Source organism: Pseudonocardia nantongensis, assembly GCF_046546495.1.
GTDB classification, from domain to species: domain Bacteria; phylum Actinomycetota; class Actinomycetes; order Mycobacteriales; family Pseudonocardiaceae; genus Pseudonocardia; species Pseudonocardia nantongensis.
Genome location: NZ_JBKGXT010000005.1, coordinates 1 through 25,785 on the forward strand (window position 1 = coordinate 1; position 25,785 = coordinate 25,785).

At 73.4% G+C, this 25,785-nt stretch carries 24 protein-coding genes, 1 tRNA gene and 1 pseudogene; 14 read left to right on the plus strand and 12 right to left on the minus strand.

Annotated features, from left to right (window positions below):
• Positions 1 to 155: 155 nt before the first annotated feature.
• The 3 genes from ACLFMI_RS06845 to ACLFMI_RS06855 form a co-directional block, all read right to left on the minus strand.
• Positions 156 to 557: a phage holin family protein gene (locus ACLFMI_RS06845; RefSeq protein WP_410946886.1), complete on the minus strand. Its 402-nt coding sequence runs from the start codon at positions 555 to 557 to the stop codon at positions 156 to 158.
• Positions 557 to 1,786 carry a serine hydrolase domain-containing protein gene (locus tag ACLFMI_RS06850; protein WP_410946887.1) on the minus strand — a complete coding sequence of 410 codons (1,230 nt, stop codon included), beginning with the start codon at positions 1,784 to 1,786 and terminating at the stop codon, positions 557 to 559. The genes ACLFMI_RS06845 and ACLFMI_RS06850 overlap by 1 nt, the downstream gene beginning before the upstream one ends.
• Before the next feature lie 223 nt (positions 1,787 to 2,009).
• The gene (locus tag ACLFMI_RS06855) at positions 2,010 to 2,813 is read right to left on the minus strand and encodes a class I SAM-dependent methyltransferase (RefSeq protein ID WP_410946888.1); all 804 of its coding nucleotides are present in this window, start codon (positions 2,811 to 2,813) and stop codon (positions 2,010 to 2,012) included.
• 151 nt (positions 2,814 to 2,964) lie between these two features.
• Between ACLFMI_RS06855 and ACLFMI_RS06860 the strand changes: the two genes are divergently transcribed.
• Together ACLFMI_RS06860 and ACLFMI_RS06865 are read left to right on the plus strand one after the other, a co-directional pair.
• Complete coding sequence (locus ACLFMI_RS06860; protein WP_410946889.1) at positions 2,965 to 3,942, plus strand: patatin-like phospholipase family protein; 978 nt, start codon at positions 2,965 to 2,967, stop codon at positions 3,940 to 3,942.
• A gap of 122 nt (positions 3,943 to 4,064) precedes the next feature.
• Positions 4,065 to 4,325: a hypothetical protein gene (locus tag ACLFMI_RS06865; RefSeq protein ID WP_410946890.1), complete on the plus strand. Its 261-nt coding sequence runs from the start codon at positions 4,065 to 4,067 to the stop codon at positions 4,323 to 4,325.
• A gap of 6 nt (positions 4,326 to 4,331) precedes the next feature.
• On the opposite strand, the gene ACLFMI_RS06870 is transcribed toward ACLFMI_RS06865, so the two are convergent.
• Complete coding sequence (locus tag ACLFMI_RS06870; protein WP_410946891.1) at positions 4,332 to 4,547, minus strand: FDXHR family putative zinc-binding protein; 216 nt, start codon at positions 4,545 to 4,547, stop codon at positions 4,332 to 4,334.
• Positions 4,548 to 4,878: 331 nt separating this feature from the next.
• Between ACLFMI_RS06870 and ACLFMI_RS06875 the strand changes: the two genes are divergently transcribed.
• Positions 4,879 to 6,516: a CocE/NonD family hydrolase gene (locus tag ACLFMI_RS06875; RefSeq protein WP_410946892.1), complete on the plus strand. Its 1,638-nt coding sequence runs from the start codon at positions 4,879 to 4,881 to the stop codon at positions 6,514 to 6,516.
• A 250-nt stretch (positions 6,517 to 6,766) separates the two neighbouring features.
• Here ACLFMI_RS06875 and ACLFMI_RS06880 read toward each other — a convergent pair whose 3' ends face one another.
• On the minus strand, positions 6,767 to 7,357 hold the full coding sequence (locus ACLFMI_RS06880; protein WP_410946893.1) for a TetR/AcrR family transcriptional regulator: 591 nt from the start codon (positions 7,355 to 7,357) through the stop codon (positions 6,767 to 6,769).
• Between the two features lie 107 nt (positions 7,358 to 7,464).
• Here ACLFMI_RS06880 and ACLFMI_RS06885 point away from each other — a divergent pair, with 107 nt between their 5' ends.
• From ACLFMI_RS06885 to ACLFMI_RS06895, 3 genes and pseudogenes are all read left to right on the plus strand, one after another.
• Positions 7,465 to 9,315, plus strand: coding sequence for a flavin-containing monooxygenase (locus ACLFMI_RS06885; RefSeq protein WP_410946894.1), 1,851 nt, complete (start codon positions 7,465 to 7,467; stop codon positions 9,313 to 9,315).
• 29 nt (positions 9,316 to 9,344) lie between these two features.
• Positions 9,345 to 9,857, plus strand: coding sequence for an SMP-30/gluconolactonase/LRE family protein (locus tag ACLFMI_RS06890; RefSeq protein WP_410946895.1), 513 nt, complete (start codon positions 9,345 to 9,347; stop codon positions 9,855 to 9,857).
• A pseudogene (locus ACLFMI_RS06895) lies at positions 9,850 to 10,569 on the plus strand (SDR family oxidoreductase); the annotation flags it as partial. The gene ACLFMI_RS06890 and the pseudogene ACLFMI_RS06895, both read left to right, overlap by 8 nt.
• A gap of 213 nt (positions 10,570 to 10,782) precedes the next feature.
• Here the strand turns inward: ACLFMI_RS06895 and ACLFMI_RS06900 are convergent.
• Positions 10,783 to 10,864, minus strand: a tRNA-Tyr gene (locus tag ACLFMI_RS06900).
• Between the two features lie 92 nt (positions 10,865 to 10,956).
• On the opposite strand from ACLFMI_RS06900, the gene ACLFMI_RS06905 reads away from it, so the two are divergent.
• The 3 genes from ACLFMI_RS06905 to ACLFMI_RS06915 all read left to right on the plus strand — a co-directional run bounded on the left by ACLFMI_RS06905 (position 10,957) and on the right by ACLFMI_RS06915 (position 14,408).
• Positions 10,957 to 11,448, plus strand: coding sequence for a YajQ family cyclic di-GMP-binding protein (locus ACLFMI_RS06905; protein WP_410946896.1), 492 nt, complete (start codon positions 10,957 to 10,959; stop codon positions 11,446 to 11,448).
• A gap of 276 nt (positions 11,449 to 11,724) precedes the next feature.
• Positions 11,725 to 13,140: a condensation domain-containing protein gene (locus tag ACLFMI_RS06910; RefSeq protein WP_410946897.1), complete on the plus strand. Its 1,416-nt coding sequence runs from the start codon at positions 11,725 to 11,727 to the stop codon at positions 13,138 to 13,140.
• A 71-nt stretch (positions 13,141 to 13,211) separates the two neighbouring features.
• A complete protein-coding gene (locus ACLFMI_RS06915; RefSeq protein ID WP_410946898.1) occupies positions 13,212 to 14,408 on the plus strand; it encodes a macrolide family glycosyltransferase in 1,197 nt (398 codons plus the stop codon).
• 7 nt (positions 14,409 to 14,415) lie between these two features.
• Here ACLFMI_RS06915 and ACLFMI_RS06920 read toward each other — a convergent pair whose 3' ends face one another.
• Positions 14,416 to 15,162, minus strand: coding sequence for a CPBP family glutamic-type intramembrane protease (locus ACLFMI_RS06920; RefSeq protein ID WP_410946899.1), 747 nt, complete (start codon positions 15,160 to 15,162; stop codon positions 14,416 to 14,418).
• 66 nt (positions 15,163 to 15,228) lie between these two features.
• On the opposite strand from ACLFMI_RS06920, the gene ACLFMI_RS06925 reads away from it, so the two are divergent.
• Positions 15,229 to 15,801: a TetR/AcrR family transcriptional regulator gene (locus ACLFMI_RS06925; RefSeq protein ID WP_410946900.1), complete on the plus strand. Its 573-nt coding sequence runs from the start codon at positions 15,229 to 15,231 to the stop codon at positions 15,799 to 15,801.
• A 24-nt stretch (positions 15,802 to 15,825) separates the two neighbouring features.
• Here the strand turns inward: ACLFMI_RS06925 and ACLFMI_RS06930 are convergent, their stop codons facing one another.
• The 4 genes from ACLFMI_RS06930 to ACLFMI_RS06945 form a co-directional block, all read right to left on the minus strand.
• Positions 15,826 to 17,307 (minus strand): amidase, encoded by a 1,482-nt coding sequence (locus tag ACLFMI_RS06930; RefSeq protein ID WP_410947095.1) that lies wholly within the window; start codon positions 17,305 to 17,307, stop codon positions 15,826 to 15,828.
• 27 nt (positions 17,308 to 17,334) lie between these two features.
• A complete protein-coding gene (locus tag ACLFMI_RS06935; RefSeq protein WP_410946901.1) occupies positions 17,335 to 17,736 on the minus strand; it encodes a hypothetical protein in 402 nt (133 codons plus the stop codon).
• Positions 17,737 to 17,825: 89 nt separating this feature from the next.
• Positions 17,826 to 18,683: a zinc metalloprotease HtpX gene (gene htpX / locus ACLFMI_RS06940; protein ID WP_410946902.1), complete on the minus strand. Its 858-nt coding sequence runs from the start codon at positions 18,681 to 18,683 to the stop codon at positions 17,826 to 17,828.
• A gap of 99 nt (positions 18,684 to 18,782) precedes the next feature.
• Complete coding sequence (locus ACLFMI_RS06945) at positions 18,783 to 19,307, minus strand: PaaI family thioesterase (protein ID WP_410946903.1); 525 nt, start codon at positions 19,305 to 19,307, stop codon at positions 18,783 to 18,785.
• A 36-nt stretch (positions 19,308 to 19,343) separates the two neighbouring features.
• On the opposite strand from ACLFMI_RS06945, the gene ACLFMI_RS06950 reads away from it, so the two are divergent.
• The 3 genes from ACLFMI_RS06950 (at position 19,344) to ACLFMI_RS06960 (ending at position 23,231) form a co-directional block, all read left to right on the plus strand.
• Positions 19,344 to 20,105, plus strand: a complete 762-nt coding sequence (locus ACLFMI_RS06950) for an enoyl-CoA hydratase (protein WP_410946904.1) — start codon at positions 19,344 to 19,346, stop codon at positions 20,103 to 20,105.
• Positions 20,106 to 20,232: 127 nt separating this feature from the next.
• Positions 20,233 to 22,164 (plus strand): 2-oxoacid:acceptor oxidoreductase subunit alpha, encoded by a 1,932-nt coding sequence (locus tag ACLFMI_RS06955; RefSeq protein WP_410946905.1) that lies wholly within the window; start codon positions 20,233 to 20,235, stop codon positions 22,162 to 22,164.
• Complete coding sequence (locus ACLFMI_RS06960) at positions 22,161 to 23,231, plus strand: 2-oxoacid:ferredoxin oxidoreductase subunit beta (protein WP_410946906.1); 1,071 nt, start codon at positions 22,161 to 22,163, stop codon at positions 23,229 to 23,231. The genes ACLFMI_RS06955 and ACLFMI_RS06960 overlap by 4 nt, the downstream gene beginning before the upstream one ends.
• 260 nt (positions 23,232 to 23,491) lie before the next feature.
• On the opposite strand, the gene ACLFMI_RS06965 is transcribed toward ACLFMI_RS06960, so the two are convergent.
• Positions 23,492 to 24,169, minus strand: a complete 678-nt coding sequence (locus ACLFMI_RS06965; protein ID WP_410946907.1) for a sunset domain-containing protein — start codon at positions 24,167 to 24,169, stop codon at positions 23,492 to 23,494.
• A 675-nt stretch (positions 24,170 to 24,844) separates the two neighbouring features.
• On the opposite strand from ACLFMI_RS06965, the gene rarD reads away from it, so the two are divergent.
• Positions 24,845 to 25,783 carry an EamA family transporter RarD gene (rarD, locus tag ACLFMI_RS06970; protein WP_410946908.1) on the plus strand — a complete coding sequence of 313 codons (939 nt, stop codon included), beginning with the start codon at positions 24,845 to 24,847 and terminating at the stop codon, positions 25,781 to 25,783.
• Positions 25,784 to 25,785 lie beyond the last annotated feature (2 nt).

Consider the following 25,785-nt stretch of genomic DNA (forward strand, 5'->3'; position numbering starts at 1 on the left):
CCCTGTTCTGCCCACACGGGGCAGGCTGACCGGATCCGACCGGCCCGCCCACCCCGCTGGGCTTGATCAGTGTCCGCGATGTGGTGAGACATCAACTGTCTCGGATGTCCTGAGCACAGACACGCGGTCCGGACCGCGATAACCACTCACGGGCGCTAGCGCCCATCCACCCGGTCCGGGATCACCAGGTGCAGGAAGAACGACACGATCGCCACGATGATCGCGCCCCAGAACCCGGACCAGAACCCGTCGACGCCGAACGGCAGCCCGACCGTGTCCGACAGCCAGCCGGTCAGCATGAAGAGCAGGGCGTTCACCACCAGGCCGAACAGGCCGAGGGTCAGGATGTAGAGCGGGCAGCCGATCGTCGCCACGACCGGCTTCACCACCGCGTTGACCAGGCCGAAGATCAGCGCGACGACGAGCAGCGTGCCGATCCGGGTGCCGGTGGACGAGCCGCTCAGCTCGATGCCGTCCACCAGGACCGTCGCGACCCACAGCGCCGCCGCGACCACGAGCGTCCGGACGACGAACGCCAGCCCGGGAGAGGCTTGCATCAGGAGATCACCGCCTGGCCGACCAGCGTCTGCAGCTGGGAACGGATCGGGTACGTGCTGGACGGGACGAGCTGGGTGAAGAAGGTGGCCACGACGTCGTCGACCGGGTCCACCCAGAACGCGGTCGAGGCCAGGCCGCCCCAGGCGTAGGTGCCGGGGTTGGCCAGCTGCTTGGTGGTGGCCGGGTCGATCACCACCGAGAAGCCCAGCCCGAAACCGACGCCGCCGAACGCGGACTCGGAGAAGATCGGGCGGCCGATCGTGTCCAGGTCGGCGTCGCCGGGCAGGTGGTTGCGGGTGGCGTGGGCGAGCGTGCGCGGCCCCAGGATCCGGACGCCGTCGAGCTCACCGCCGCGGGCCAGCATCCGGGCGAAGCGCAGGTAGTCCCCGACGGTGGAGGCCAGCCCGCCGCCGCCGGACAGGTAGACCGGTTCGCGGGTGATCGACGCGCCGAGCGCCTTGTTCTCGACCAGACCGCCGCCGGGGCGGGCGTTGTAGAGCGTGGCCAGCCGGTCGTCCCCGGCCGGGACGTGGAAGCCGGTGTCGGCCATGCCCAGCGGGTCCAGGATCTCGGTCCGGAAGAACTCGTCGAGCCGCTGCCCGGAGGCGACCTCGACGACCCGGCCCAGGACGTCGGTGGCGACCGAGTAGTTCCACTCGGTGCCCGGCTGGAACAGCAGCGGGAACCCGGCGAAGGTGTTCGCGGCCGTCTCCAGGTCGACGCCGGCGGGGGCGCCGAACTCGTAGCCCTTCGACCGGTACATCTCGTCCACCGGGTGCGCGTGGTGGAAGCCGTAGGTCAGGCCCGCGGTGTGGGTGAGCAGGTGGTGCACCCGTACCGGCCCGAGCGCGGCGTCGGTCCCCGGGTTCTGCGCCGAGCCGCCCCGGTAGACCCGCTGGTCGGCGAACGCGGGGATGTAGCGCGAGACCGGGTCGGTCAGCTCCAGCAGCCCGCGCTCCCAGAGCATCAGCGCGGCCACCGAGGTGATCGGCTTGGTCATCGAGTAGATGCGCCAGATCGTGTCGTCGGTGACGGGCCGGTCGGTGTCGACGTCGCGCAGGCCGTAGTGCGACAGGTGCACGAGCTTGTCGTGCCGGGCCAGCGCGATCGTCCAGCCGGCGAGCCTGCCGTCGTCGACGTAGCGCTGGAAGTGGGTGTCCACTCGGGCCAGCCGGTCGGGGTCCAGGCCGACCTCCGCCGGGTCGGCCTCGATCTTCGGGGCGGTCACACCGCCGACCCTACTCGTGGCCACTCGTCAGTTGTGATGATCCGCGGCGCCGCCGCGTCACCGCGGGCCGGCCCGCTCGCCGTACCGGTCGTGCCGCCCGGTCGGGTGGCGCGCGGGACCGGTGGGGCCGGTGCCTGAGCTGCGGGCGGACGCCGATCCGTTCGTGGCCTGACCCGCTGGGGAGCAGGGTCCGGCCACGGGCGGCCGGGAAGCTCCGGGCGGGTCAGCCCGGAAGGATCTCGTAGCGGGCCAGCCGGTGCCCGTGCAGCGCCGGGACCGCACGCAGCGCCGCGGCCAGTGCCCGGGTCGCCCGCGGCAACCGGCCGGCCACCGCGGCCGGCGGGTCACCCGCGGCGCAGGAGTCGGTGAGCCGCATCCCCCAGGGCTCCAGCTCCCGCGGGTCCTCGCAGGTCCAGTCGACGTCGAGGTCCCGCAGGGCACGGGCGCCGAGCCGGGCGGCCGCGGCCCGGGACAGCACGTCGGTGGCCAGCGTCGCGCCGGGCAGCATCCGGGCGGCCGTGAACACGATCCGCTGCACGCCCTGTTCCGGGAGCAGGGCCAGCACCTGGTCGGACACCAGCAGGTAGGGCCCCGGCAGGTCGCGGGCCACCTCCAGCCAGTCCTCGTCGAGCACCGAACCGGACACCAGGTGCGCGGGGCCGGGGAGCAGCTCCCGGCGCAGCTCGGCCACCTCGGGCAGCTCGACGTCCACCCAGTTCGCCGGCGTGCCGTCCCCGATCCGCCCGGCCCGCGCGTCGAGTCCGGGCCCGAGTTCGACGACGGTGCCCTCCGGATGTGCGGCGGCGAACTCGCGCACCCAGTGGTCCAGGACCGCCCCGCGCAGCAGCGTGCACAGCGCGTCGGCGCGGCCGGGGACCGCACCCAGGTCGAGCCCGTCGGCCGTGCCGGCCGCGGCGGCGTCGCCGACCACCGGGCGTCGCCGCCGGGCGTCCCGGGCGCGTGCGTGCAGCGGCGGCAGCGACGTCCGTTCCATCGCCCCCAGCCGGATCTCCCGTCGTCCCGTCACGACCCCACCCCCTGGGCGCCGCAACCTACTAGCGCCACCGTGGCCGGGGTCGTCCGGGCGCCCGGCGGTGTACCGCGATCGGCTGGCGGCAGCTGAACGGCCATCGGACCGGCGGCACCGGCGACGGGACGGCACCGGAGATGATGGGGTGATGCGAACCCGATCCGTCGCGCCCGGTGTGCACGGCGACGACGAGGTGCTGCGCCTGCTGCGACGCCGCCGGGACACCGGCCGCGGACCACGACGGCACGCCGACGGGCAGCGGCTGGCCCTGGTCGTCGGGGGTGGCGGGATGCGCGGCGCCTATGCCGGCGGCATGGTGCACGCGCTGGACGAGGCCGGCCTGGCCGGCTGCGTGGACGAGGTCTGGGGCAGCTCGGCCGGCGCGTTCGTGGGCACCGCCCTGGTGCTCGGGCACGGCGCGGACGCCGCCCGGATCTTCCCGGAGGACATGGCGTGCCGGGAGTTCATCGACCCGCGGCGGATGGGCAGCCGGCGGCCGATGGTGTCGCTGGACCACCTGCTCGACCGGATCCTGGTCGACTCCCGGCCGACCGAGTGGTCGTCGCTGGTGCACAGCCCGGTCCCGCTGCGGGTGCTGGTCACCCGGGCCGGCGACCTGACCCCGCACGTGCTCACCGACCTGCCGGACGGGCCGACCTGGAAGTCCGCGATGCGGGCGACCGCGGCGATCCCGCTGCTGGCCGGGCCGCCGGTGCGGATCGGCGACGACGACTGGATCGACGGCTCGGTCGGCGACCCGCTGCCGGTCACCCGGGCACTGCGCGGCGGCGCGACCCACGTGCTCGCACTGATGACCCGCACCGTCGACGAGCTGGTCACCCCGGCCGGATCGGACGTCCGGGCGCCGTTGTGGGCCCGTTCGCTGGACCGGCTGGCCCCGGGGCTGGGCCGGATGGCGCAGGACTCGGCGCGGCACGGCGAGACCCTCTCGCTGCTCGCCGACGCCGCGCATCCCGACCGGGCGGGGGCGCACCTGCTCACCCTCGCCCCGCACACCTCGGCCGGGGTGCGCGGGCTGACCACCGACCGGGCCCGGGTCGCCGATGCGGCCCGGATCGGCTTCGAGACCGTCCGCGACGTCCTGGACGAGCGGGCCGTCGCCTGACCGGTCCTACAGCACACCGGCGATCGGGCGAGCGTGGCACCGATGAGTCGGGCGCGTCCGGCCGGTCATCCCCTGACAACAGTGACCGCCGCCGGGCGGTCGCGGGACGCAGGGGGGTGGGCGTGCCCGGGCCGTGCTCGTTCAGGACCCGCCGGGTCACCCTCCCGCCCGGCGGCTCCCGACCGCACGACGAGGACGAGTGGCGCGGCGCGCTGATCATCGTCGACGCCGGGGAGATCGAGCTCTGCTGCCGGGCCGGTGGCCGCCGGGGGTTCGGCACCGGCTCGGTGCTGTGGTTCACCGGCCTGAACCTGGCCGCGGTCCGCAACCCCGGCCCGGTCGACGCGGTGTTCCGCGCCATCACCCGGGACCGGTCCGGCTGAAGCACCTCAGCCGGTGGCGTCCAGGGTGCGCAGCCAGATCCCGTTCCGGGTGGCGACCAGGCCCATCGTCCGCGGATCGGTACACCGGCCGCCGGGGCGGTGCTCGTCCCACAGCTGCGCGTCGTCGAAGACGGCGCCGCAGCCGCCGGTCCGGGTACAGCAGTGCGCCCGGTCCGGCCCGACCCAGTCGTACCCGCAGCACGACATCCGCACGATCTGCACGCGGGGCAGGCTACGCCCGCCCCCCGGCGGATCTCCGCAGTGCGGAGCGCGCGTCACACCACGGCCGCCGGCCCGCGTCCGGGGCCGTCGGCGTTCCGCGTCCAGCGGTGGGCGAGCGGGTCCCGGTGGATGGTCACCAGGTCGTCCACATCGGTGTCGCGCAGGGCGCGCGGGGTGACCGTGCCGTCGGCCAGGAGGGGCGGGACGGCGGGGCCGGCGGCGTCGGAGTCACCCGGTCTGGCTACCGGGCACGGCCGGACGGCGGCAACGGGGCGCCCCTCTCCTACGATCGCACCGCGGCACGCAGGGGGCGGGCCGGGGGGAGGTGGCGATGTCCGCGTTCGCGGAACGCCTGGTGGACCGGCAGCTGGGGATGATCGGCCCCGCGGTGCCGTACGTGCGCGAGCGGGAGCTGCGGATCCCGGTGTCCGACGGCGTCGTCCTGCTGGCCGATCTCTACCGCCGGCCCGGACCGCTCGAGCCGCGCCCGACCGTGCTGATGCGCACCCCGTACGGTCGGGACGGCCTGGGCTCGCTGATCGGGTCGCTGCTGGCCCGGCGCGGGTTCCAGGTGCTGGTGCAGAGCACCCGCGGCACGTTCGGCTCGGGCGGGCAGTTCCGCCCGTTCCTGCACGAGAGCCCGGACGGGCTGGACACCCTGGACTGGGTGCGCGCGCAGGAGTGGTGCGACGGGCGGGTGTCCATGGTGGGGCCCAGCTACGTCGGGCACACCCAGTGGGCGATCGCCCCGTACGCCGAGCCCGGCCTGTGCTCGATGAACGCCGACATCACCGCCTCCGAGTTCACCAGCACCTTCTACCCCGGCGGGGCCCCCGGGCTGCTGAACCTGGCGAGCTGGGTGAACCAGATCGGCCGTCAGGAGCGGAGCGGCGCGGTCACCGGCTTCCTGGCGACGCCGGTGTTCAGCCGCCGCAAGCGCCGCGCCGTGGCCGCGCTACCGCTGCAGGCCGCGGACGTCGCGCTGACCGGCGGGCCGGTGGTGTTCTGGCGGGACTTCGTCGAGCACGCCGAGCGCCCGCGGGAGTTCTGGGCGCCGGCCGAGCACGACGGGTTCGACGCCGCCGCGATGCCGCCGGTCTGCATGGTCACCGGCTGGTGGGACCTGTTCCTGGACCGGCAGCTGGTCGACTTCACCGCGCTGCAGCGGGGCGGGGCGACCGCCCGGATCACGATCGGGCCGTGGACCCACGGCGACCGCGGCTCGCTGTCCACGATCGCGCACGAGATGGTGCACTGGCTGGGTCGGCACCTGCACGGCGAGCCGGGTGACGACCGCGCCCCGGTGCGGGTGTACGTGCAGCACGCCGACCGCTGGACCGACCTGCCGTGCTGGCCGCCGCCGGACGCGTCACCGACCGAGTGGTACCTCGCCCCCGGCGGGCGGCTGCGCGCCGAGCCGGCGACCTCCCGGGAGCTGGACACGTTCGTCTACGACCCGGCCGACCCGACGCCGAGCGTCGGCGGGCCGATGCTGCAGCCGCCGTCCAAGCAGCACGACAACCGGCCCGTCGAGGCCCGGGACGACGTGCTGGTCTACACGGGCGAGGTACTCGAGAACGACCTCGACCTGCTGGGCCAGGTCTCGGCGGTGGTCTACGTGCGGACCGCGGGCCAGCAGGGGGACGTGTTCGTCCGGCTGTGCGACGTCGGCCCGGACGGTGCCTCGCTCAACATCACCGACGCGATGCACCGGCTCGCCCCGGAGCGGGAGGCCACCTCGCCGGACGGGACCACGGTGGTCCGGATGGCACTGGGGCCCACCGGCTACCGGGTCCGCGCCGGGCACCGGCTGCGGGTGCAGATCGCCGGGGCCGCGTTCCCGCGGTTCGCCCGCAACCACGGCACCGGCGAACGCATGTCCGCGGCGGTGTCCGGGCAGCCGATCCGCTACGAGGTGCTGCACGGACCCGAGCATCCCTCGCACGTGGTGCTGCCGCACCATCCCTGAATCGGGCCGTACCCCTTTCTCGACAGTTCCGAGAATGTCCGGAGATCACAGCCGCCAGGGCACCGGCCACCGACGGCCGGGTCCCGCAGGGTCCGGACGCCGAGCCCGGCGACGCCCTCGACCAGCGCGGCGCGCCGGTCGACCTGGTGTTCCAGTCGAGCGCCGGACTCCAGCAGCCGGGGTCGTGTGCTGCTCGTCGCGCGGACGCTGTGGAGGCCCGTCACGGGGCGGGCGACCCGCCGGGCAGTGTTCACTCTCCGCGGGGGCTCGGCAGCCCGCGATCCGGCGGGTCCGTGGTGAAGAGTCCGCAGTGGAGGATGGCGCGGGTCCTGGCGGTGCGGGCCTGGCGGCCGCTGTGCGCATCGGCCAGCTGAACGGCCATCGCCATCGGCAGTGTGAGGAGGACGTCCCGGGTCGTGACCGACGGGCGCAGCACACCGAGGGCGTGGGCGCGCAGCACCAGCGGCTCGAGTGCCGCCGCCGTGCGGTCGGCCAGATCGCCCACCTCCAGGGTGTCCTCGCCCGCGACCATCCGGGCGAGCCAGGGCGCCTCGAGCTGGACGTCGAGCAGGTAGTGGTACAGCTGCTCCGCACCATCGTCCACCTCGGCCAGCGCCGCCGACCGCGCCTCGATCCTCGAGACGTTCTCCTGCAGCACGGCCGCGGCGAGCGCCGCGCGGTCGGCGAAGTGGCGATGCAGCGTGGTGCGGCTGACCCCGGCCGCGCCGGCGATCTCCTCGAGCGGGACGTCCGGTCCACGCGCCGCGAAGACGCGTGCCGCTGCCGAGACGAGACGCTCGCGGTTGCGCGTCGCGTCGCGCCGCGTGGGTGCCTCGGACATGGAGCGAGGGTAGCGACCACGGGTCGCACGCTCCCGGATGGCGAGTAAAACGTACATGGGTGTACGTTTCATCGTGTCACCGCGACGACACGACGGAAGGCCCTGCCTTGGACGACGCCACGACGTCCACCCCCTCCCCCCTCGACCCGGCCTCCGGTCCCGGCTTCGACCCGGCCGCCCTGCGCGAGCGGTACCGGCGGGAACGCGACCGGCGACTGCGCCCGGACGGCAACGGCCAGTACCGGCGCGCCGCGGGAGAGTTCGGCTACTACGCGAAGGATCCCCACGCGGCGCGGGTCGAGCGCGAGCCGCTGACCGACCGCGTCGAGGCCCTGGTGGTGGGCGGCGGTTTCGGCGGCCTGCTCACCGGGGCCCGGCTGCGCGAGGCCGGCGTCGAGTCGGTCCGGATGATGGACGAGGCCGGGGACTTCGGCGGCACCTGGTACTGGGACCGGTACCCGGGCATCCACTGCGACATCGAGTCCTACGTGTACATGCCGTTGCTCGAGGAGGTCGGCTACGTCCCGCAGTGGCGCTACGCCCCCGGCGAGGAGATCCGCCGGCACGCGGTGGCGATCGCCGAGCACTACGGGCTGTACCGCGACGCCGTCTTCCAGACCCGGGCGACCGAGCTGCGGTGGGACGAGGACGGCGCCGAGTGGATCGTGCGCACCGACCGCGGGGACGTGATGCGGGCCCGCTACGTCGTCGTCTCCTCCGGCACGCTGACCCAGCCCAAGCTCCCGGGCATCCCGGGCATCGAGGACTACCGCGGGCACACCTTCCACACCAGCCGGTGGGACTACGGCTACACCGGCGGTGACGCCGACGGTGGCCTGACCGGGCTGGTGGACAAGCGGGTGGCGGTCGTCGGCACCGGTGCCACCGGCCTGCAGGCGGTCCCGCACGTGGCACGCGACGCGCAGCACCTGTACGTCTTCCAGCGCACGCCGTCGACGGTCGACGTGCGGGACAACCGGCCCACCGACCCGGAGTGGGCGGCGTCGCTGGAGCCCGGCTGGCAGCGCGAGCGGATGGAGAACTTCCTCGCGATCCTCTCGGGCGAGGAGGTGGACGAGGACCTCACGCAGGACCGGTGGACCTCCACCGCCCGCCTGCAGCGCAAGATGATCACCGGCGCCGTCGACACGACGCTGGACCCGGCCGAGCGGGAGCGGCTCGACGAGCTCGCCGACTTCACCACGATGAACGAGATCCGGGCCCGGGTGGACGACCTCGTCACCGATCCGGCCACGGCCGAGGCCCTCAAGCCCTGGTACCGGTACATGTGCAAGCGGCCCGGGTTCAGCGACCAGTACCTGCAGGCCTTCAACCGGGCGAACGTCACGCTCGTGGACACCGCCGACCACGGCGGCATCACGCGGATGACCGAGACCGGGGTCGTCGTCGGCGAGGACGAGTACCCGGTGGACTGCATCATCTTCGCCACCGGGTTCGAGACTGGCGTCTCGGGCGTGGTCTCCGGGACCCTGCCGGTCTACGGCCGGGGCGGGACGCCGCTGGGCGAGGCCTGGGCCCGCGGCCCGCGGACCCTGCACGGCTTCTACTCCCACGGCTTCCCGAACCTGTTCCACCTCGGCGCGATGCAGAACGCGAACTCCGTGAACTTCGTGCACATCCTGCAGGAGCAGGCCGGCCACATCGCCGCCGTCGTCGCCGCCGCGGGAAAGGCCGGTGCGCGCTACGTCGAGCCCACGCGCGAGGCCGAGGACGCCTGGATCGCCACGCTGCGGGAGGTCGCGGTCGACAACTCCGAGTTCCTGGCCGGGTGCACCCCGGGCTACTACAACGGCGAGGGGAAGAGGCGGGCCGCGCCCACCTCGTACAGCCCGGGACCGGTCGCCTTCCACCGGCTCCTCGCCGAGTGGCGGGAGGGTGGCATGGACGACGTCCTGGTTGCCCCGGACACCGAGCAGCGCGAGCTTGCGGAGGGCTGAGCGGTGCGCGTCACGCCGGCGGCCGGATCGTGAGCATCACCCCGGACGGGGACGGCCCGCGGGTGTTCGCCGAGGGCGGGATCGAGGGGCGACCGATGCACCCCGACGACATCGCGTTCGACGACGAGGGGAACCTCTTCGTGTCCGACTCGTCCCCCACGGCCTACCCGGCGGCCGCGCCGTCCGGCCGGGTCCTGCGGTTCGACCGCGAGACCGCCGAGGCCTCCGTGCTGGCGGATCACCAGCCCAACCCGAACGGGATCTCGTTCGACCTCGACGGCGGCGCCCTGTGGGTGAGCCGGCTCGACGCCAACCGCATCGACCGTCTCACCCTGAGCGCAGACGCCACGGCGGTCACCTCGGGGCACGACGGACGCCTACGTCACGGTGAGCGGCCCCGCGGGGGGCTTCGTCTACCGGTTCGACGCGCTGGCCGGGGGAGTGCGCCAGTCCAACGGAGGCTGAGCGCAGCCGGCACCTCACGACAGAAGGAGCACCATGACCGACGTCCTGGTGGTAATCGGTGTCGGCGGGATGGGTGACGCCATCGCCCGGCGCCTCGGATCAGGGCGGCACGTCCTGCTGGCGGACTTCGACCAGGAAACGCTGGACCGCGTGGCGGGCTCGTTGCGTGCCGACGGGTACACGGTGGCTACGCAGGAGGTCGATGTCTCCTCCCGCGACTCCCTCGCCGCGCTCGCTCGCACCGCGTCCGGCATGGGTGCGGTCACGCAGGTGGCGCACACCGCCGGGCTGTCCCCGGAGCAGGCGTCGATCGAGGCCATCCTCCGCGTCGATCTCGCGGGTGTCGCCTACAGCCTCGAGGAGTTCGCCCGCGTCATCGCCCCGGGAGGCTCCGGCGTCGTCATCTCGAGCATGGCGGCGGCCCTGACGGCGAGCCGGTTCCCCGGTGACATGGCCGGCGCCCTGGCCCGCACGCCGTCCGACGATCTGCTCACGTTGCCCTTCCTCCGGCCCGATGCCGTCCCGGACCCGGGGGCGGCCTACGCGATGGCGAAGCGCGGATGTCAGCTGCGGGTGCAGGCGGCGAGCGTCGCGTGGGGCGAGCGCGGCGCTCGCATCAACAGCATCAGCCCGGGCGTCATCTCGACGCCGATGGGTCATCAGGAGCTCACCGGTGGTTCCGGGGGTTCGATGCAGGCGATGGTGCGCAGCTCGGGGACGAAACGACTCGGCACGCCGGCCGACATCGCGAACGCGGCGGCGTTCCTCCTCGGGCCGGACTCGACCTTCGTCACCGGGTCCGACCTGCTCGTGGACGGCGGTGCGGTGGCCGCTGTCCAGAATGGATCTCGGGTGCTCGACGCCGGGAGGGACGCTCCCGGCAATCAACCGCGGAACGCGGGCCCGGGCGGCGGACCGAGGCAGGGCGAGTCGCTGCCCGGACGACGGAAGAGGCCCCCGGTACCAGCGTTTCCGCTGCTCGGGGGCCTCTTTCACCTGCTGTGGCTGGTCAAGGATTCGAACCTTGGAAGGCAATGCCGACGGATTTACAGTCCGTTCCCTTTGGCCGCTCGGGCAACCAGCCGGGGTGCACGTCGATCTCGCTGAGTGCGTGGACGAGGATACGACACGACCGACCGGGCCTCGACGAGGGGGCCCGACCCGAGGAGGACCGAGATGGCAGACCCGTCGTTCGACGTCGTGAGCAAGGTCGACCGCCAGGAGGTCGACAACGCGCTGAACCAGGCCGCGAAGGAGCTGTCCCAGCGGTTCGACTTCCGCGGCACGAACACGACGGTCTCCTGGGCCGGCGAGGAGGCCGTGACGTTCGAGTCGGAGACCGAGGAGCGACTCCGGGCCGGCATCGAGGTCTTCAAGGAGAAGCTGATCAAGCGCGGCATCTCGTTGAAGGCGCTGGAGGTCGATGAGCCGGCGATCTCCGGGAAGACCTACCGGGCCTCCGGGAAGATCCTGCAGGGCATCGCGCAGGACAAGGCCAAGGAGATCAGCAAGGCGATCCGGGACGAGAAGCTCAAGGGCGTCCAGGCCCAGATCCAGGGCGACCAGCTGCGCGTCTCGGGCAAGAAGAAGGACGATCTGCAGGCCGTCATCGCCCTGCTGGAGTCGAAGGACTTCGGGATCGCGCTGCAGTTCGACAACTACCGGTAGCCGATCTCGCCCTCGCCGGCGCGCCAGGACACGTCGAAGGGCACGGGAGCGCTGTTCGATCACCAGCGCGCAGCAGTGGTGTGCCCCTGGGCGCGACGTCCGGTGAGCCCGGACGGTCACCGGCAGCCGGTGGCGGGGGCGACCAGGGAATTTGTCCCCGAATGGTAGATTTATCGGCCCGATCTCCCCGGGCTGATTCCCCCCTGGCGATTCGACGCCGAAGAGGATGACATGATCCCACCGATATAGCCTGCATAACGACGACGTGGAGCGCATGTGCTGCAGCAGCCCTTGACCGACGTGGACATCGAACCCGGCCACGTCGTCGAATGGTCCCTGACGCGATCCGGAACGCAGCACGGATCACACCGCCCCACCTCGTACAACCAGTTCAAGCATTACACGTCCGGACTCGAGGAATCCGCCGGGTCCGCACCGTTGAGATCATGGATCGCGCTGGTCCTCGAGCTCCCCGGAGCGCCGGACCGGCCGGCCTTCCGGGCGGCACTGCGCGAGCTCCTGACACGCCACGAGATCCTTCGCTGCGATTTCGAACGCGTCGGCTCGGACGGCGATCTCACCTGTGCGGTGATCGATCCGGACACGGTCTCCACGAGCCCCCACGACATCGGACCCGTCGACACCACGGAGGCCCTGCGCGACTACCTGTTCGCGTACTTCTACGATCGGATCGACGTCGGTTCGTGGCCCCTCATCGCCGTCGGCACGGTCGAACGCACCCGATCGACAACGGTGTTCGTCGCCTGCGATCACCTCGTGTCGGACGGCGGTTCGGTGCCCGTCATCGCCCGCGACCTCGCGGCCGCCTACCGGGCTGAGACCGACGGCGGCACGGCCGACCTTCCGCAGGTCGGAAGCTATGTCGCCTTCACCGAGCAGCAGCGGAAGGAGTTCGACGAGGTCGACGCCGAGGACCCGCGGCTCGCGTCCTGGCGCGCCTTCATGGACCGCAACGGCGGCTTCTTCCCGCGCTTCCCACTCGATCTCGGCATCGAGGACGGCACCACCATGCACCCGGCGACCAATCGAACCGACCGGCTCCTCGGACCGGACGACGCGGAGACGCTGGCGGCACGCTGCAAGGAGCAGGGCGTCCGCATGTCCGCAGCGCTCCTGGCCGCCACCGGAATCGCGCTCCGCGACGGTGGCGGCCCGGAGCAGTACCGGGGATTCCTCCCGGTGAACGAACGCGGCCGGGGCGACCTCACGGATTCCGTGGGCTGGTACGTGAACACGATGCCCGTGGAGTTCACGGTCGCCGCCGACCTCGATGTCGACGACATCATCGCCGCCGCCAACAATGCGATGACCGGAATGCTGGCCGATATCGAGGTGCCGTTCGTCAAGGCCTGGTACGCACTGGCTCCGGAGCTCGCAGAGCTGCCGGCCTGGCCGTACGCGGTGAACTTCTTCTCGTACATGGACTTCCGCAAGGCCGCGGGCGGCGACGATCCGACCGTTGCCGGAGCAACGATGCACGTCTGGTCGTCCGGCAGCAACGGGATCTGTCACTGGTTTCACCGCAATAACACGGGCATTCATGTCAACACCATTCGCGTGGACACACCGGAGGCCCGGACGACCGAGCGCACGACGATCGAGCACGTGCGGCGGACGCTCGCCGGTTTGACCGCCGGCGCCGTCAGGGGTACTGCGCTGACGCACCCGTGAGTGGTTATCGCGGCCTGGACCGCGATAACCACTCACGGGCCCGCAGGGCCGGCATCCGGAGGACGGAGATCATGAGCAGGCACTTCGCGTTCGTCAGCGTGCCCGCGCACGGCCATATCAATCCGACGCTGCCGCTGGTCGCCGAGCTGGTCCGGCGTGGGCACCGGGTCAGCTACGCCACCGGGGCGGGCATGCTCGAGACCGTGCGTGCCGCCGGGGCGGAGCCGATCGAGGTCCCGCTGCGGATGCCGGACGGGCCGCCCCCGATGACCGACAGCACCCCTCCGGACCCGCAGGACCTGACCCGACGGATGCAGGCCTTCGCCACCTCGGTCGAGGAGACGTTCCCGGTCCTGACCGGGTTCTACGGGCGCGACCGCCCGGACGCCCTGTGCGGGGACGCGATGAGCCCGGTGACCGGTCTCGTCGGGCAGCAGCTGGACGTGCCCCACGTCGCGCTCCACCCGACGTTCGCCGGCAACGAGCACTTCGACCTGCGCCGCGACGTCGTGGACCGTTCGCCCGTCGCGGTCGCCGCCGGGAAGGCGTTCACCGCGTTCGGTGAGCGGATCGCCACGTTCGCCGGTCACCACGGGCTGCACCACGACCCGACGACGTTCGGGGTGCCGGGCGTGCTGAACCTGGTGTTCATCCCCCGCGAGTTCCAGGTGGCAGGCGACACGTTCGACGACTCGTTCGTGTTCCTCGGGCCGTCCGTCGACGGCCGCCGTGACGACGTCGACCGGGTGCCACGCGATCCGGACGCCCCGCTGCTGCTGATCTCGCTGGGGACCGTGTTCAACGCTCGCCCCGACTTCTTCCGGCTCTGCGCCGACGCGTTCGGCGGCAGCCGCTGGCACGTCCTCATGGCGGTCGGCGACCGGGTCGACCCGGCCGGGATCGGGCCGCTCCCGGACAACGTCGAGGTGCGCGCACACGTCCCCCAGGTGCAGGTCCTGCCCCGGGCGGACGCATTCGTCACCCACAACGGCATGAACTCGACGATGGAGGCCCTGTACTTCGGGGTGCCGCAGGTCGGCGTCCCGCAGATGCCCGAACAGGACATGAACGCCCGGCGGGTGCAGGAGCTCGGCTGCGGGCGCCGGCTCGACCCGGACGCGCTCGACACCCACACGCTCCTCGAGGCAGTCGAGGCCGTCGTGAACGACGCGGGGGTCCGCGCGAGCTGTGAGCGCCTGTCCCGCGAGCTGCAGGCGTCGGACGGCCCGGCGACCGGCGCGGATGCGCTGGAGAAGCTGACCTCGTAGCAGGCGCTCAGAGGCCGGACGCCAGCACGAAGATCACCGTGCCGTGCGTGACGGTGCTCGCCAACACCCCGCACCGGATCCGCACCCAGGCACAGGCGAGGCCCTCCACGAGGGTGAAGGCCGGCACCGGCCACCCCAGGTCCGTCACCGTCGTGGCCAGGAACATGTGCCCGGCGGCGAAGAACAGTCCGGACAGCAGCACCGTCCGGACCGGGCCGACCCCGCTCCGTCCGGCGAGCAGGCCCTGCAGCACTCCCCGGAAGAGCACCTCCTCGAGGAGGTTCCCGCCGAACGCGAGCACCGCCAGCGCGGGCAGCAGCGCGATCGGCACGGCACCTCCGCGGGTGTCCGCCGGCACCGTCCACAGCAGAGCGAGTACCGGCCCGGCGACCACCGCGGCCGCACCCAGCGCCGTCGCGAGCGCGCGGGGCCCGAGCCGGCCCCACACCACCAGCCCGCGCAGGTCGCGCGGCCCGTACGCCACCGCGACCGCCCCTGCGGCGCCGACGACACCGAGCCCGACCAGGACGCCGGCGTCCGGGACGAACCGCAGCCACAGCGCCCCGTGCGGCGCCGTGCCGAGCGTCCACAGCCCGAGCGGGGTCATCGTGTCCCGGACCAGGACGAACCCCAGGACGAGCAGCACCGCCCGCGGCACAGGGGCGGACCGGCCGAGCAGCAGGAACGCCGCCGCCGTCACGATCAGGCCGGGCAGCAGTCGTAGCGGGTAGTCGAGCACGAACACGCTGGTCACGGCACCAGCGTTCGTGGTCGGATGGGCCGCGACAACTCGCATCCGACGCCGTCGTGGAAGGTCCCGGTGCCGCGCAGAACCCCACGTCAGGCCCGCTCCCGGGAGACCGTCGAGATCCTGCTGACGGCGGCTGCTCAGGTTTTCCGGCGCGAGGGACCGGCCGCGACCACCAACCGGATCGCCGAGCGGGCCGGTGTCTCGATCGGCTCGCTCTACCAGTACTTCCCCGACAAGCAGTCCCTGCTCGACGCCCTCGTGACCCGGCACGTCGGGGCCGCCCGCGCCCGGTTGGACGCCGAGTTCGCGGCCCTGCGCGCGGACCCGCCCGAGCCGGTGACGGCGGTGCTGCGGATCGCGGACGCCGCCGTCGACCTGCACGCCGACCATCCGCACCTGCACGCGGTGTTCGAGGGCTTCGCCACCCGCACCCCGGCCGGTGTCGCCGCCGTGGACGCGCTGCGCGAGGCCTGCGTGCGCGAGGTCGCCTTCCATCTCGGCCGGCGCCCCGGCAGCGATCCCGTGGACGAGCTCGCCCGCACCCTGGTGCTCACCGTCGACGCCTGGCTGCACCACGCCCCGGCACCGGCGTCCCGCCAGTACGAGCGCGTCCGCGAGCTGGCCGCACGCCTGCTCACGTGACCGGGTGCGGCGCAGGGTCCGGCTTCAGCGCAGCGGCGCCTCGAGGTGCGCCCAGGGGCGGGCCCGCTCCAGCTGCCCGGCCAGCGCCAGCAGCTCCGGTTCCGACCCCGGCCGCCCGACGAACTGCACCCCCAGCGGCAGCCCCTCGGGCGTCCGGTACAGCGGCACCGACGCCGCCGGGCGCCCGGTCACGTTGGCCAGCTGGGTGAAGGGCACCGGGTCGAAGTTGGCGTCGACCAGGCTCTCCACCAGGTCGAGGCGCCCGAGCAAACCGCCCGCGCCGGTCGCCAGCAGCGCCCGCGCCGCCAGCCGCATCGGCGGCGCGATGTCCAGCGCCCCGATCGGCCATGGTGGCCGGGCCAGCGTCGGGGTGAGCAGCAGGTCGTAGCGCTCGTGGAAGCGGGCCAGCGCGCGGGTGTAACGCTGCCAGCGGGACCGGGCCGCGAGGTAGTCCGGGGCCGGCGTCGCCCGCCCGATCGCGGCCATCACCCGCGTCTCGGTCTCGAACGCGGTGTCCGCGCAGCCGGTCAGCGCCCGGGCCGCGTCGACCTGGGCGGCGATCATTCCGAACCAGGTGGTGAGGAAGTCGGTCGCGAGCGCCCGCCCGTCGACGGCCGGCGCGGACTCCTCGACGACGTGCCCGAGCGAGGTCAGCAACCCGGCGGCGTCCCGGGCGGCCGCGACGGCCTCCGGCGTCACCTCGCCACCGAGCGGGGAGGCGGTCGTCAGCCCGATCCGCAGCGGCGGCGGGTCGGCGAGCACGGCGTCGGCGTACGGGCGCTCCGGGCCCGCCACCCGGTACGGCCCGGCCGGTTCCGGGCCGGCCAGGACGTCGAGCATGGCGGCGGAGTCCCGCACCGTCCGGGACACGACGCCCTGCACGGCGGCGCCGTGGAAGCCCTCGTCGACGTCCGGGCCGGACGGGACGACCCCGCGGCCGGGTTTGAGCCCGAACAGCCCGCAGGCCGCGGCCGGGATCCGGATCGAGCCGCCGCCGTCGCTCGCGCCGGCCACCGGGACGATGCCGGCGGCGACGGCCGCGGCCGCGCCACCGGAGCTCCCGCCGGGGGTGCGGGACGGGTCCCACGGGTTGCGAGTCGGCCCGCCGGCGACCGGTTCGGTGACCGCGCGGGCGCCGAACTCGGGCGTCGCGGTCCGGCCGAACACGACCAGGCCCGCGTCCAGCCAGCGGCGGACGACGGTCGAGTGTTCCGGACGGGGCACGGTCGCCAGCGGGTGCGTCCCGCTCCCCGTCGGTACCCCGGCGATGTGCTGGGCCAGGTCCTTGACCAGAAACGGCACCCCGGCGAACGGGCCGGACAGCGGGCCGCGGGCGCGGGCCCGCGCGGCGTCGGGCATCGGGTGGCGGATCGCGTTGATCGTCGGCTGGACGGCCGCGGCCCGGGCCAGCGCGACCTCCAGCAGGTCGGCCGGGCGCACCGCACCGGCCGCGACCAGCCCGGCCAGTCCGACGGCGTCGTGCGTGCGGTAGTCCTCCCAGCCGATGCCCACGTGGTGATCGAAGCAGACCGGTCAGGGGCCCGAGACCGGCGCCTCCGGCGGCGCGGCCGCCGGGTCCGGCGCGCCGCTCACCCCGGCGACGACGCCGAGGGCGAGGACCAGCGCCGTCGCCGCGGCCAGCACTGGCCGGGCAGCCCACGGCAGCTCCGGCAGCCGGAACCGGCCGCTGCCGGCCGGCGCCGCCGCCGGGACGGCGTGCACCGGTGCGGGCCGGAACGGCTCCGGGAGCCGGGCGAGGGTCGCGACCGCCGGGTGGCCGGCACCGTCGCGGTCGTCGCGGGGACGCGGGATGACCGGCAGCGCCTGGGTGGGGGCCTCGCCGAACGGGTCGTCCCGGGGGCCGCCCTGGACGGGCACGGATACACCGGTGTCGGATAGCGCGTGCCGGGGCTTGCTGGACGGGGTCTCGCTCATCGGGGTCCTCTTCCGCAGGGGGAGCTCTGCTCCCCTGTCCATCGCGCCGGCACCCCGCGGCCGTTACGAATCGGAGACCGGAGCGCCAGTCAGCGGGCCATCGCCTGCAGGCGCGCGATCCGGTCCTCCATCGGCGGGTGGGTGGAGAACCACTTCGCCATCTTCTCGCCGGGACGGAACGGGTTCGCGATCATCAGGTGCGACTGCGAGGTCAGGCGCGGGTCCGGCGGCAGCGGCGCCGCGGCCGTCCCGTACTTCAGCTTGTGCAGCGCTGACGCCAGTGCCAGCGGGTCCCCGGTCAGCTCGGCCCCCGAGGCGTCGGCCTGGTACTCGCGGGACCGGCTCACGGCCATCTGCACGACGCCGGCCGCGATCGGCCCGAGCATCGCGACCAGGATGATCGCGATCGGGTTCGGGCGGTCCTCGTCGCCCCCGCCGAACAGGTTCGCGAACATCGCGAAGTTGGCGATGAAGCTGACCGCCGAGGCCATCGCCCCGGCCACCGACGAGATCAGGATGTCCCGGTTGTAGACGTGGCTGAGCTCGTGCCCGATCACCGCGCGCAGCTCGCGCTCGTCCAGCAGGTGCATCAGCCCGGTGGTCACGCAGACCGCCGCGTTGCGCGGGTTGCGGCCGGTGGCGAACGCGTTGGGGGCGTCGGTCGGGCTGATGTGCAGCGAGGGCATGGGCTGGCGCGCACGCTGGCTGAGCTCGCGCACGATCCGGAACAGCTGCGGGTACTCGGCCTCGGTGACCGGCTGCGCGTGCATCGAGCGCAGCGCCAGCTTCGCCGAGTTGAAGTAGGCCCAGCCGTTCATCCCGAAGGCGATCACCAGCGCGATCACCAGTCCGACCCGGCCGGCGACGAGCCCGCCGAGCGCGAGGATCAACGCACTCATACCGCCGAGCAGTACGGCGGTCTTCAGTCCGTTCATGTGGCCGTGCACGCCGCCCTCACCTTCCCGTGCGGTCCTGCGGGTGTTCCCCCGGTGAACGGACGAACCGGGCAGCACGTTCCCGGGTGTGACCGAGGTCGGCAGCGGTGCTCACGCCGGCGCGTCCGGCCCGGCGAACCGCTCCCCGCGGACGTCGGTCCCCTCCGGCGCGTGCGTGACGAAGTGGCTCCGCGGCACCGCCAGGAACAAGGCGGTCGCCGTCACCGCGACCCGGCCGCCGAGCCGGCCCTCGCCGCTGACGAACAACTTCCGGCCGTCCCGGCGGTCGATCCGTGCGGCGAGGTGCAGGGGCGTGCCCAGCGGGACCGGCGCCCGGTACCGGGTCCCGAGCTCGCCGGTGACGTAGGTCTCGTCGAGGTGGTGCTGCAGCGCGCCGAACAGCTCGTCCATGGCCGTGGCCAGGACCCCGCCGTGCGCCAGCCCGGGCGCGCCCTGGTGCGCGGAGCCGGCCACGAACTCCCCGACGACGGTGGGCCGGCCCTGGTCGTCGGGTCCGGGGTCGGCGAACCGCAGCCGCAGGCCACCGGGCCCGTCGCCGCAGGCCACGCAGCCGGCGTAGTGCCGCGGGAGCGGTCGCGGATCGGTCGTACTGTTCGTCCCCAGGGCACCCGTCACGTGCGCGAGGCTAACCCGGCGTGGATGATCCGGGGCATGAGCGACATCGAGGTCCGGACCGAGATCACCGACGGCGTCGCGGTGCTCACCGTGGCGAACCCGGCACGACGCAACGCGCTGAACCTGGAGCTGTCCCAGAGGCTCGTCGAGGCCGTCGACTCGGCCGCGGCGGACGACGGCGTCGGCGCGATCGTGGTGACAGGCGAGCCGCCGGCGTTCTGTGCCGGCGGTGACCTCGGCGAGCTGCAGGAGGCCGACCCGGCCACGCTCAAGCGCGTCTACTCCGGGTTCCTCGCCATCGCCTCCTGCCCGCTGCCCACGCTCGCCGCGGTGAACGGTGCCGCGGTCGGTGCCGGGATCAACCTGGCGCTGGCCTGTGATGTCCGCCTGGCCGGGCCGACCGCGAAGTTCGACGTCCGGTTCATGCAGCTCGGCCTGCACCCCGGCGGTGGCTACACCTGGATGGCGCACCGCGCGCTCGGTGCTCAGGGCACGGCCGCGATGACGCTGTTCGGCGACGTCCTGAACGCCCGGGAGGCCGAACGGGTGGGTCTGGCCTGGCGCGCCTACGACACCGACGACGACCTGATGGCCGGCGCCCGCGAGCTCGCCGGCCGGGCCGCGGCCGCACCGCGGGACCTCATCACCACGACGAAGGCGACGATGCGGATCGCCTCCCGGCTGGACGCGCACACCGACGCGACCGACGTCGAGGTCCGCGCCCAGGCCGAGTCCGTGCACTCCGACGCGTTCGCCGAGCGGGTCGCCGCGCTCCAGCAGAAGATCGGCAAGAAGTGACCGGACTCACTCACGGGTACCGATATCGACCTGTGACGTGGACCCGGGGCGGGGGACGCTGTCCCGAACCGCGAGTTAACCTCGACTGAGCACCGAACGTCCTACGGAACCGGGGGCCGATCTGCCCATGACCACCAGCGACACCTCAGCCGACGCCCGGGAGCCCGAGGTCGTCAAGCGCGATCGTGTCGTGATCCGGTTCGCGGGTGACTCCGGTGACGGCATGCAGCTCACCGGTGACCGGTTCACCTCGGAGACGGCGAACTTCGGCAACGACCTGTCGACGCTGCCGAACTTCCCGGCCGAGATCCGAGCTCCTGCCGGCACGCTTCCCGGTGTCTCGTCGTTCCAGCTGCACTTCGCGAACTACGACATCCTGACCCCGGGCGACCGGCCGGACGTGCTGGTCGCGATGAACCCGGCGGCGCTGAAGGCGAACATCGGCGACCTGCCGCACGGCGGTGTCCTGATCGTCAACACCGACGAGTTCACCAAGCGGAACCTGACCAAGGTCGGCTACGAGGCGAACCCGCTCGAGGACGACTCGCTGGAGCCCTACGCGGTGCACGGCGTCGCGATGGCGACGCTGACCCGCGGGGCGCTGGAGGAGACCGGGCTGTCGAAGAAGGACGCCGGGCGGGCGAAGAACATGTTCGCGCTCGGGTTGCTGTCCTGGATGTATCACCGGCCCAGCGACTCGACCGAGCGGTTCCTGCGGGAGAAGTTCGCCAAGCGCCCGGACCTGGCCGAGGCCAACGTGCTGGCGTTCCGCGCCGGGCATGCCTACGGCGAGACCACCGAGGCGTTCGCGGTCACCTACGAGGTCGCCCCGGCGCAGCTGGACCCGGGCACCTACCGCCAGATCACCGGCAACGCCGCGCTGGCCTACGGCATCGTCGCGGCCGGGCGGACCACAGGGCTGCCGGTCTTCCTGGGCACCTACCCGATCACGCCGGCCTCGGACGTGCTGCACGAGCTGTCCAAGCACAAGTCGTTCGGGGTGACCACGTTCCAGGCCGAGGACGAGATCTCCGGCGTCGGTGCCGCGCTCGGTGCGGCGTTCGGCGGGGCGCTGGGGGTGACTACGACATCCGGGCCGGGTGTCGCGCTCAAGGCCGAGACCGTCGGTCTCGGGGTGGCGCTGGAGCTGCCGCTGCTGGTGATCGACGTGCAGCGCGGCGGACCGTCGACCGGGCTGCCGACCAAGACCGAGCAGGCCGACCTGCTGCAGGCGATGTACGGGCGCAACGGCGAGGCGCCGCTGCCGATCGTCGCCCCGTGCACGCCGGGCGACTGCTTCTCGGCGGCGGTCGAGGCCGCCGCGATCGCGGTCAGATACCGGACGCCGGTGATGCTGCTGTCCGACGGGGCGCTGGCCAACGGCTCGGAGCCGTGGAAGATCCCGGACGTCGGGACGCTGCCGGTCATCGACCCGGGCTTCGCCACCGAGCCGAACGCCCCGGACGGGTCCGGCGAGTTCTGGCCCTACCTGCGCGACACCGACACCCTGGCCCGGCCCTGGGCGATCCCCGGCACCGCCGGCCTGGAGCACCGCGTCGGCGGGCTGGAGAAGGCCGACGGGCGCGGCTCGATCTCCTACGACCCGGACAACCACGACCGGATGGTGCGGCTGCGCCAGGCCAAGATCGACGGCATCGAGGTGCCGGACCTCACCGTGGACGACCCGCACGGTGACTCGGACATGCTCGTCATCGGCTGGGGATCGACCTACGGCCCGGTCAACGCCGCGGCCCGGCGGGTGCGCAACCTCGGCCACAAGGTCGCGACCACGCACCTGCGCAACCTCAACCCGATGCCGGCCAACCTCGGCGAGGTCCTCGGCTCCTACCGCACCGTGCTCTGCCCCGAGATGAACCTCGGGCAGCTGGCGATGCTGCTGCGGGCGCGGCACCTGGTCGACGTCAAGAGCTACACGAAGGTCGCCGGGCTCCCGTTCGGCGCCGAGGAGCTGCAGGACGTGTTCCTCGACTACCTGACGGGCAAGCACCCCGAGTCGGCCGCCGACACCACCTCAGCGACCACTGGAGCGCAGGCATGAGCGCCACCGACCTGGGCCTGCCGACGATCGGCGGGCTCGACGGGGTCCCGACCACCGACGACAAGCAGACCGCCAAGGACTACACCTCCGACCAGGAGGTCCGCTGGTGCCCCGGCTGCGGTGACTACGCCGTGCTCGCCGCGGTCCGCCAGTTCCTGCCCACGCTGGGCATCAAGCGCGAGAACACCGTGTTCGTCTCCGGTATCGGCTGCAGCTCGCGGTTCCCGTACTACCTCAACACCTACGGGATGCACTCGATCCACGGCCGCGCCCCGACGATCGCGACCGGCCTGGCCACCACCCGGCCGGACCTGTCGGTGTGGGTCGTCACCGGCGACGGCGACGCGCTGTCGATCGGCGGCAACCACCTGATCCACGCGCTGCGCCGCAACGTCAACCTCAAGATCCTGCTGTTCAACAACCGGATCTACGGGCTGACCAAGGGCCAGTACTCGCCGACCTCCGAGGTCGGCAAGGTCACCAAGTCGACGCCGATGGGGTCGCTGGACCACCCGTTCAACCCGATCTCGCTGGCGCTGGGCGCCGAGGCGTCGTTCGTCGGGCGGGCGCTGGACTCGGATCGCAAGAGCCTGCAGTCCGTGCTCGGCGCCGCCGCCGCGCACCGCGGCTCGGCCCTGGTCGAGATCTTCCAGGACTGCCCGATCTTCAACGACGGCAGCTTCGACGTGCTGCGCAAGGGCGAGAACGACAACCGGCTGATCCCGGTCACCCACGGTGAGCCGATCCGGTTCGGCACCGAGGGCTCCGACGGCCTGGGCAGCCACGCCGTCGTCCAGGACGGGTTCGGGCTCAAGGTCGTCGAGGCCGCTTCCGTGGATCCGTCGGAGATCGTCACCCACGACGCGACCGACCACGAGCTGGCCTTCGCGCTGTCCCGGCTGTCGGACCAGGATCTCACCCACACCGTCACCGGCATCTTCCGCAACGCCCCGCGGACCACCTACGACGACGCCGCCCGCGCCCAGGTGCAGGCGGCCCGCGAGGCCAAGCCGGACGCCGACCTGCAGGCCCTGCTCAACGGACAGGACACCTGGACGATCCTCTAGAGCGACCCGGCGCGACGGCCCCCGGTGCACACACCGCACCGGGGGCCGTTCGCTTGCTCGGGCCGTTCGGGGTGCGCACCGTCCGCGGCGGCACGACGGTCACGCCCGGCTCCGAGGGGCACCCTCGGGCCCCGGCGGAGGCGAGGTCCCCCGGGACATCCCGAGGAGCGGACCCGCGCCCGGCCCTCGCCGAGAGGTACCTGAGCGCGAGAATCCGCCGAGGCCCGGACGACCGTGGTGTACCTCTCGGGGCAGCGCCGTCAGCCGGCGCCCGGGCGCTCGTTCCAGGCGGTGAACCCGGCGGCTCGGGCCGCGCTGTCACCGGTGAAGTACAGGTCGGCGCGGGTACGGACGTAGTAGGGCGACTCCGGGGTGTGGAACCGGCGCGACCCGCTGTGCGCCTTCACCCGATGCGTCTCGGGCGGGTCGGAACCGTCCTCGGGAGCGAGGATCGAGCCGGGGAACGGACCCGGACGGGTGCCCTGCGGGACCGGATCGGACGTCGCTGCCGGGCTGATCAGCCCGGAGTCCAGCGCGGCCAGGGCCGAACCGCCGGCCGCCGCGGTCCCACCGGCCGCCGCCGCGGCACCGCCGGGGGCCGTCGCGGCGCCGCCGGACCGCGGTGGGACCGGCATCGGCTCGGGTGGGCCCGCCTGCTCGGCCGGCCCGACCCCCGGCAGCGCCTGCGGCTCGACGTCGTCGCGCAGCGCGTGTCGCCCGGTCGGGCCGGGCTCCGGGTCGTCCTCGACATGCGAAGCCGGGGCCCCGGCCGCGGGCCGGTCCGCCGGACGGGCCTGCTCCGGGACCGCACCCGCGGGCGCGGCGCCGCCCGTGCCGCGAGACGGGTCGTCCGCTGTCCCGGTCCCCGCTGCCCCGGCGCCTGGCGCCCTGGTGCCGACAGCAGCGGGCTCGGCAGCAGCGGCCTCGGCAGCCGACACACCGTGCCCCGCCGGGCCTCCGCCCCTTGCCGCGTCGCCCGCGGCGGTGTCGGCCGGAGCGGTGTCAGCCGGAGCGGTGTCAGCCGGAGCGGTGTCGCCCGGACCGGCATCGGCCGCGGCGCCACCCGAGCCCGTGACCGTCTCGCTCGGTGCGGCCGCCGCGCGGGGGGCCTCCCCCGGTGCCGCGGCGGCGGACGAGGCGGACGGGGCCGCCGGGCGGGCCGGCCGGTCCCCGTCGTCCCAGGCGCCCGGGGCATCCTCGGCCCGCGCGGCGTCGGGTGCCGGTCCGCGACCCTGCGCGGGCCTCGCGGGACCGGAGCCCTCTGGCACCGCCGTGCCCGCCACGCCCGGTTCGGTGTGCGACGCCCCGGCATCGCCATGGGGCGCAGCCTGCGCGCCACCGGTGACCGTGTCCGCGTCACCCCCGGACGGCGCACCGGGCGCCGCCCCACGGCGTCGTCGGGCGACCAACAGGCCCACCACCACCACGAGCACCACCAGGACCGCGAGCAGTCCCCACATCCAGCCCATGACCGGACCCCCGTCCGCCCTCGACAGCCGTCTTCGACCGGCCGTGCTTGATATCACGGATCGTGCAGATGTCACGAACACTCGCACGACCGTGCGGCCGGCACCGATCATGGTGCCCGTGACACGACGGTGCGCGGTAACCCGATGACCATCCATTCGCCCGAACGAACCACCCACGAACGGGACGAGCGTGACCGCACCGGTCTGCTGCTCGGCATCGGCGCGTACACCGTGTGGGGACTGTTTCCGGCCTTCTGGCCGCTGCTCGATCCGGCCACCCCGCTGGAGGTGCTCGCCCACCGCATCCTCTGGACAGCGGTGCTCATGTCCGGCGTGCTCTTCGCGCTCCGCGGCTGGCGGCACCTGCGCGGCCTCGGGACCCGCGGCTGGCTCGCGGTCACCGCGGCCTCGGTGGTCATCGCGGTGAACTGGGGGCTGTACATCTGGGGCGTCTCGGTCGACCTGGTCGTCGAGGCCGCACTCGGCTACTACGTCAGCCCGCTGGTCAGCGTGCTGCTCGGCGTGCTCGTGCTGGGCGAGCGGCTCCGGGGCGCCCAGTGGGCCGCGCTGGCCCTGGCGGCCGCCGCGGTGCTGGTGATCGCGATCGGGGGCGGCGCGACCCCCTGGCTGTCGCTGGCGCTGGCCGCCTCGTTCGGCTGCTACGGGCTGCTCAAGGCCACCGTCCCGCTGCCGGCGGCGGCCAGTCTCACGGCCGAGGGGCTGGTCCTGGTCGTCCCCGCCGCCGGGTTCGTGCTGGCGCTGCAGCTGCTGGGCGCCGCGACGTTCGCCGAGCTCGGGCCGGGGCACCTGCTGCTGATGCTCGCGGCCGGACCGGCGACCGCGCTACCGTTGCTGCTCTACGGCGCGTCCGCCCGCCGGATCCCGCTGTCCACGCTGGGCGTGCTGATGTACCTGAACCCGACGCTGCAGTTCCTGTGGGGCGTCCTCGTCGTGGGCGAGGAGATGCCGCCGAGCCGCTGGGCCGGCTTCGCGCTGGTCTGGGTGGCCCTGGTCGTCTTCACCGTGGACCTGGTGCGACGGGCCCGCCGGGCGCCGGCGGTGCTCGCGACCGGCGGGCCCTGATC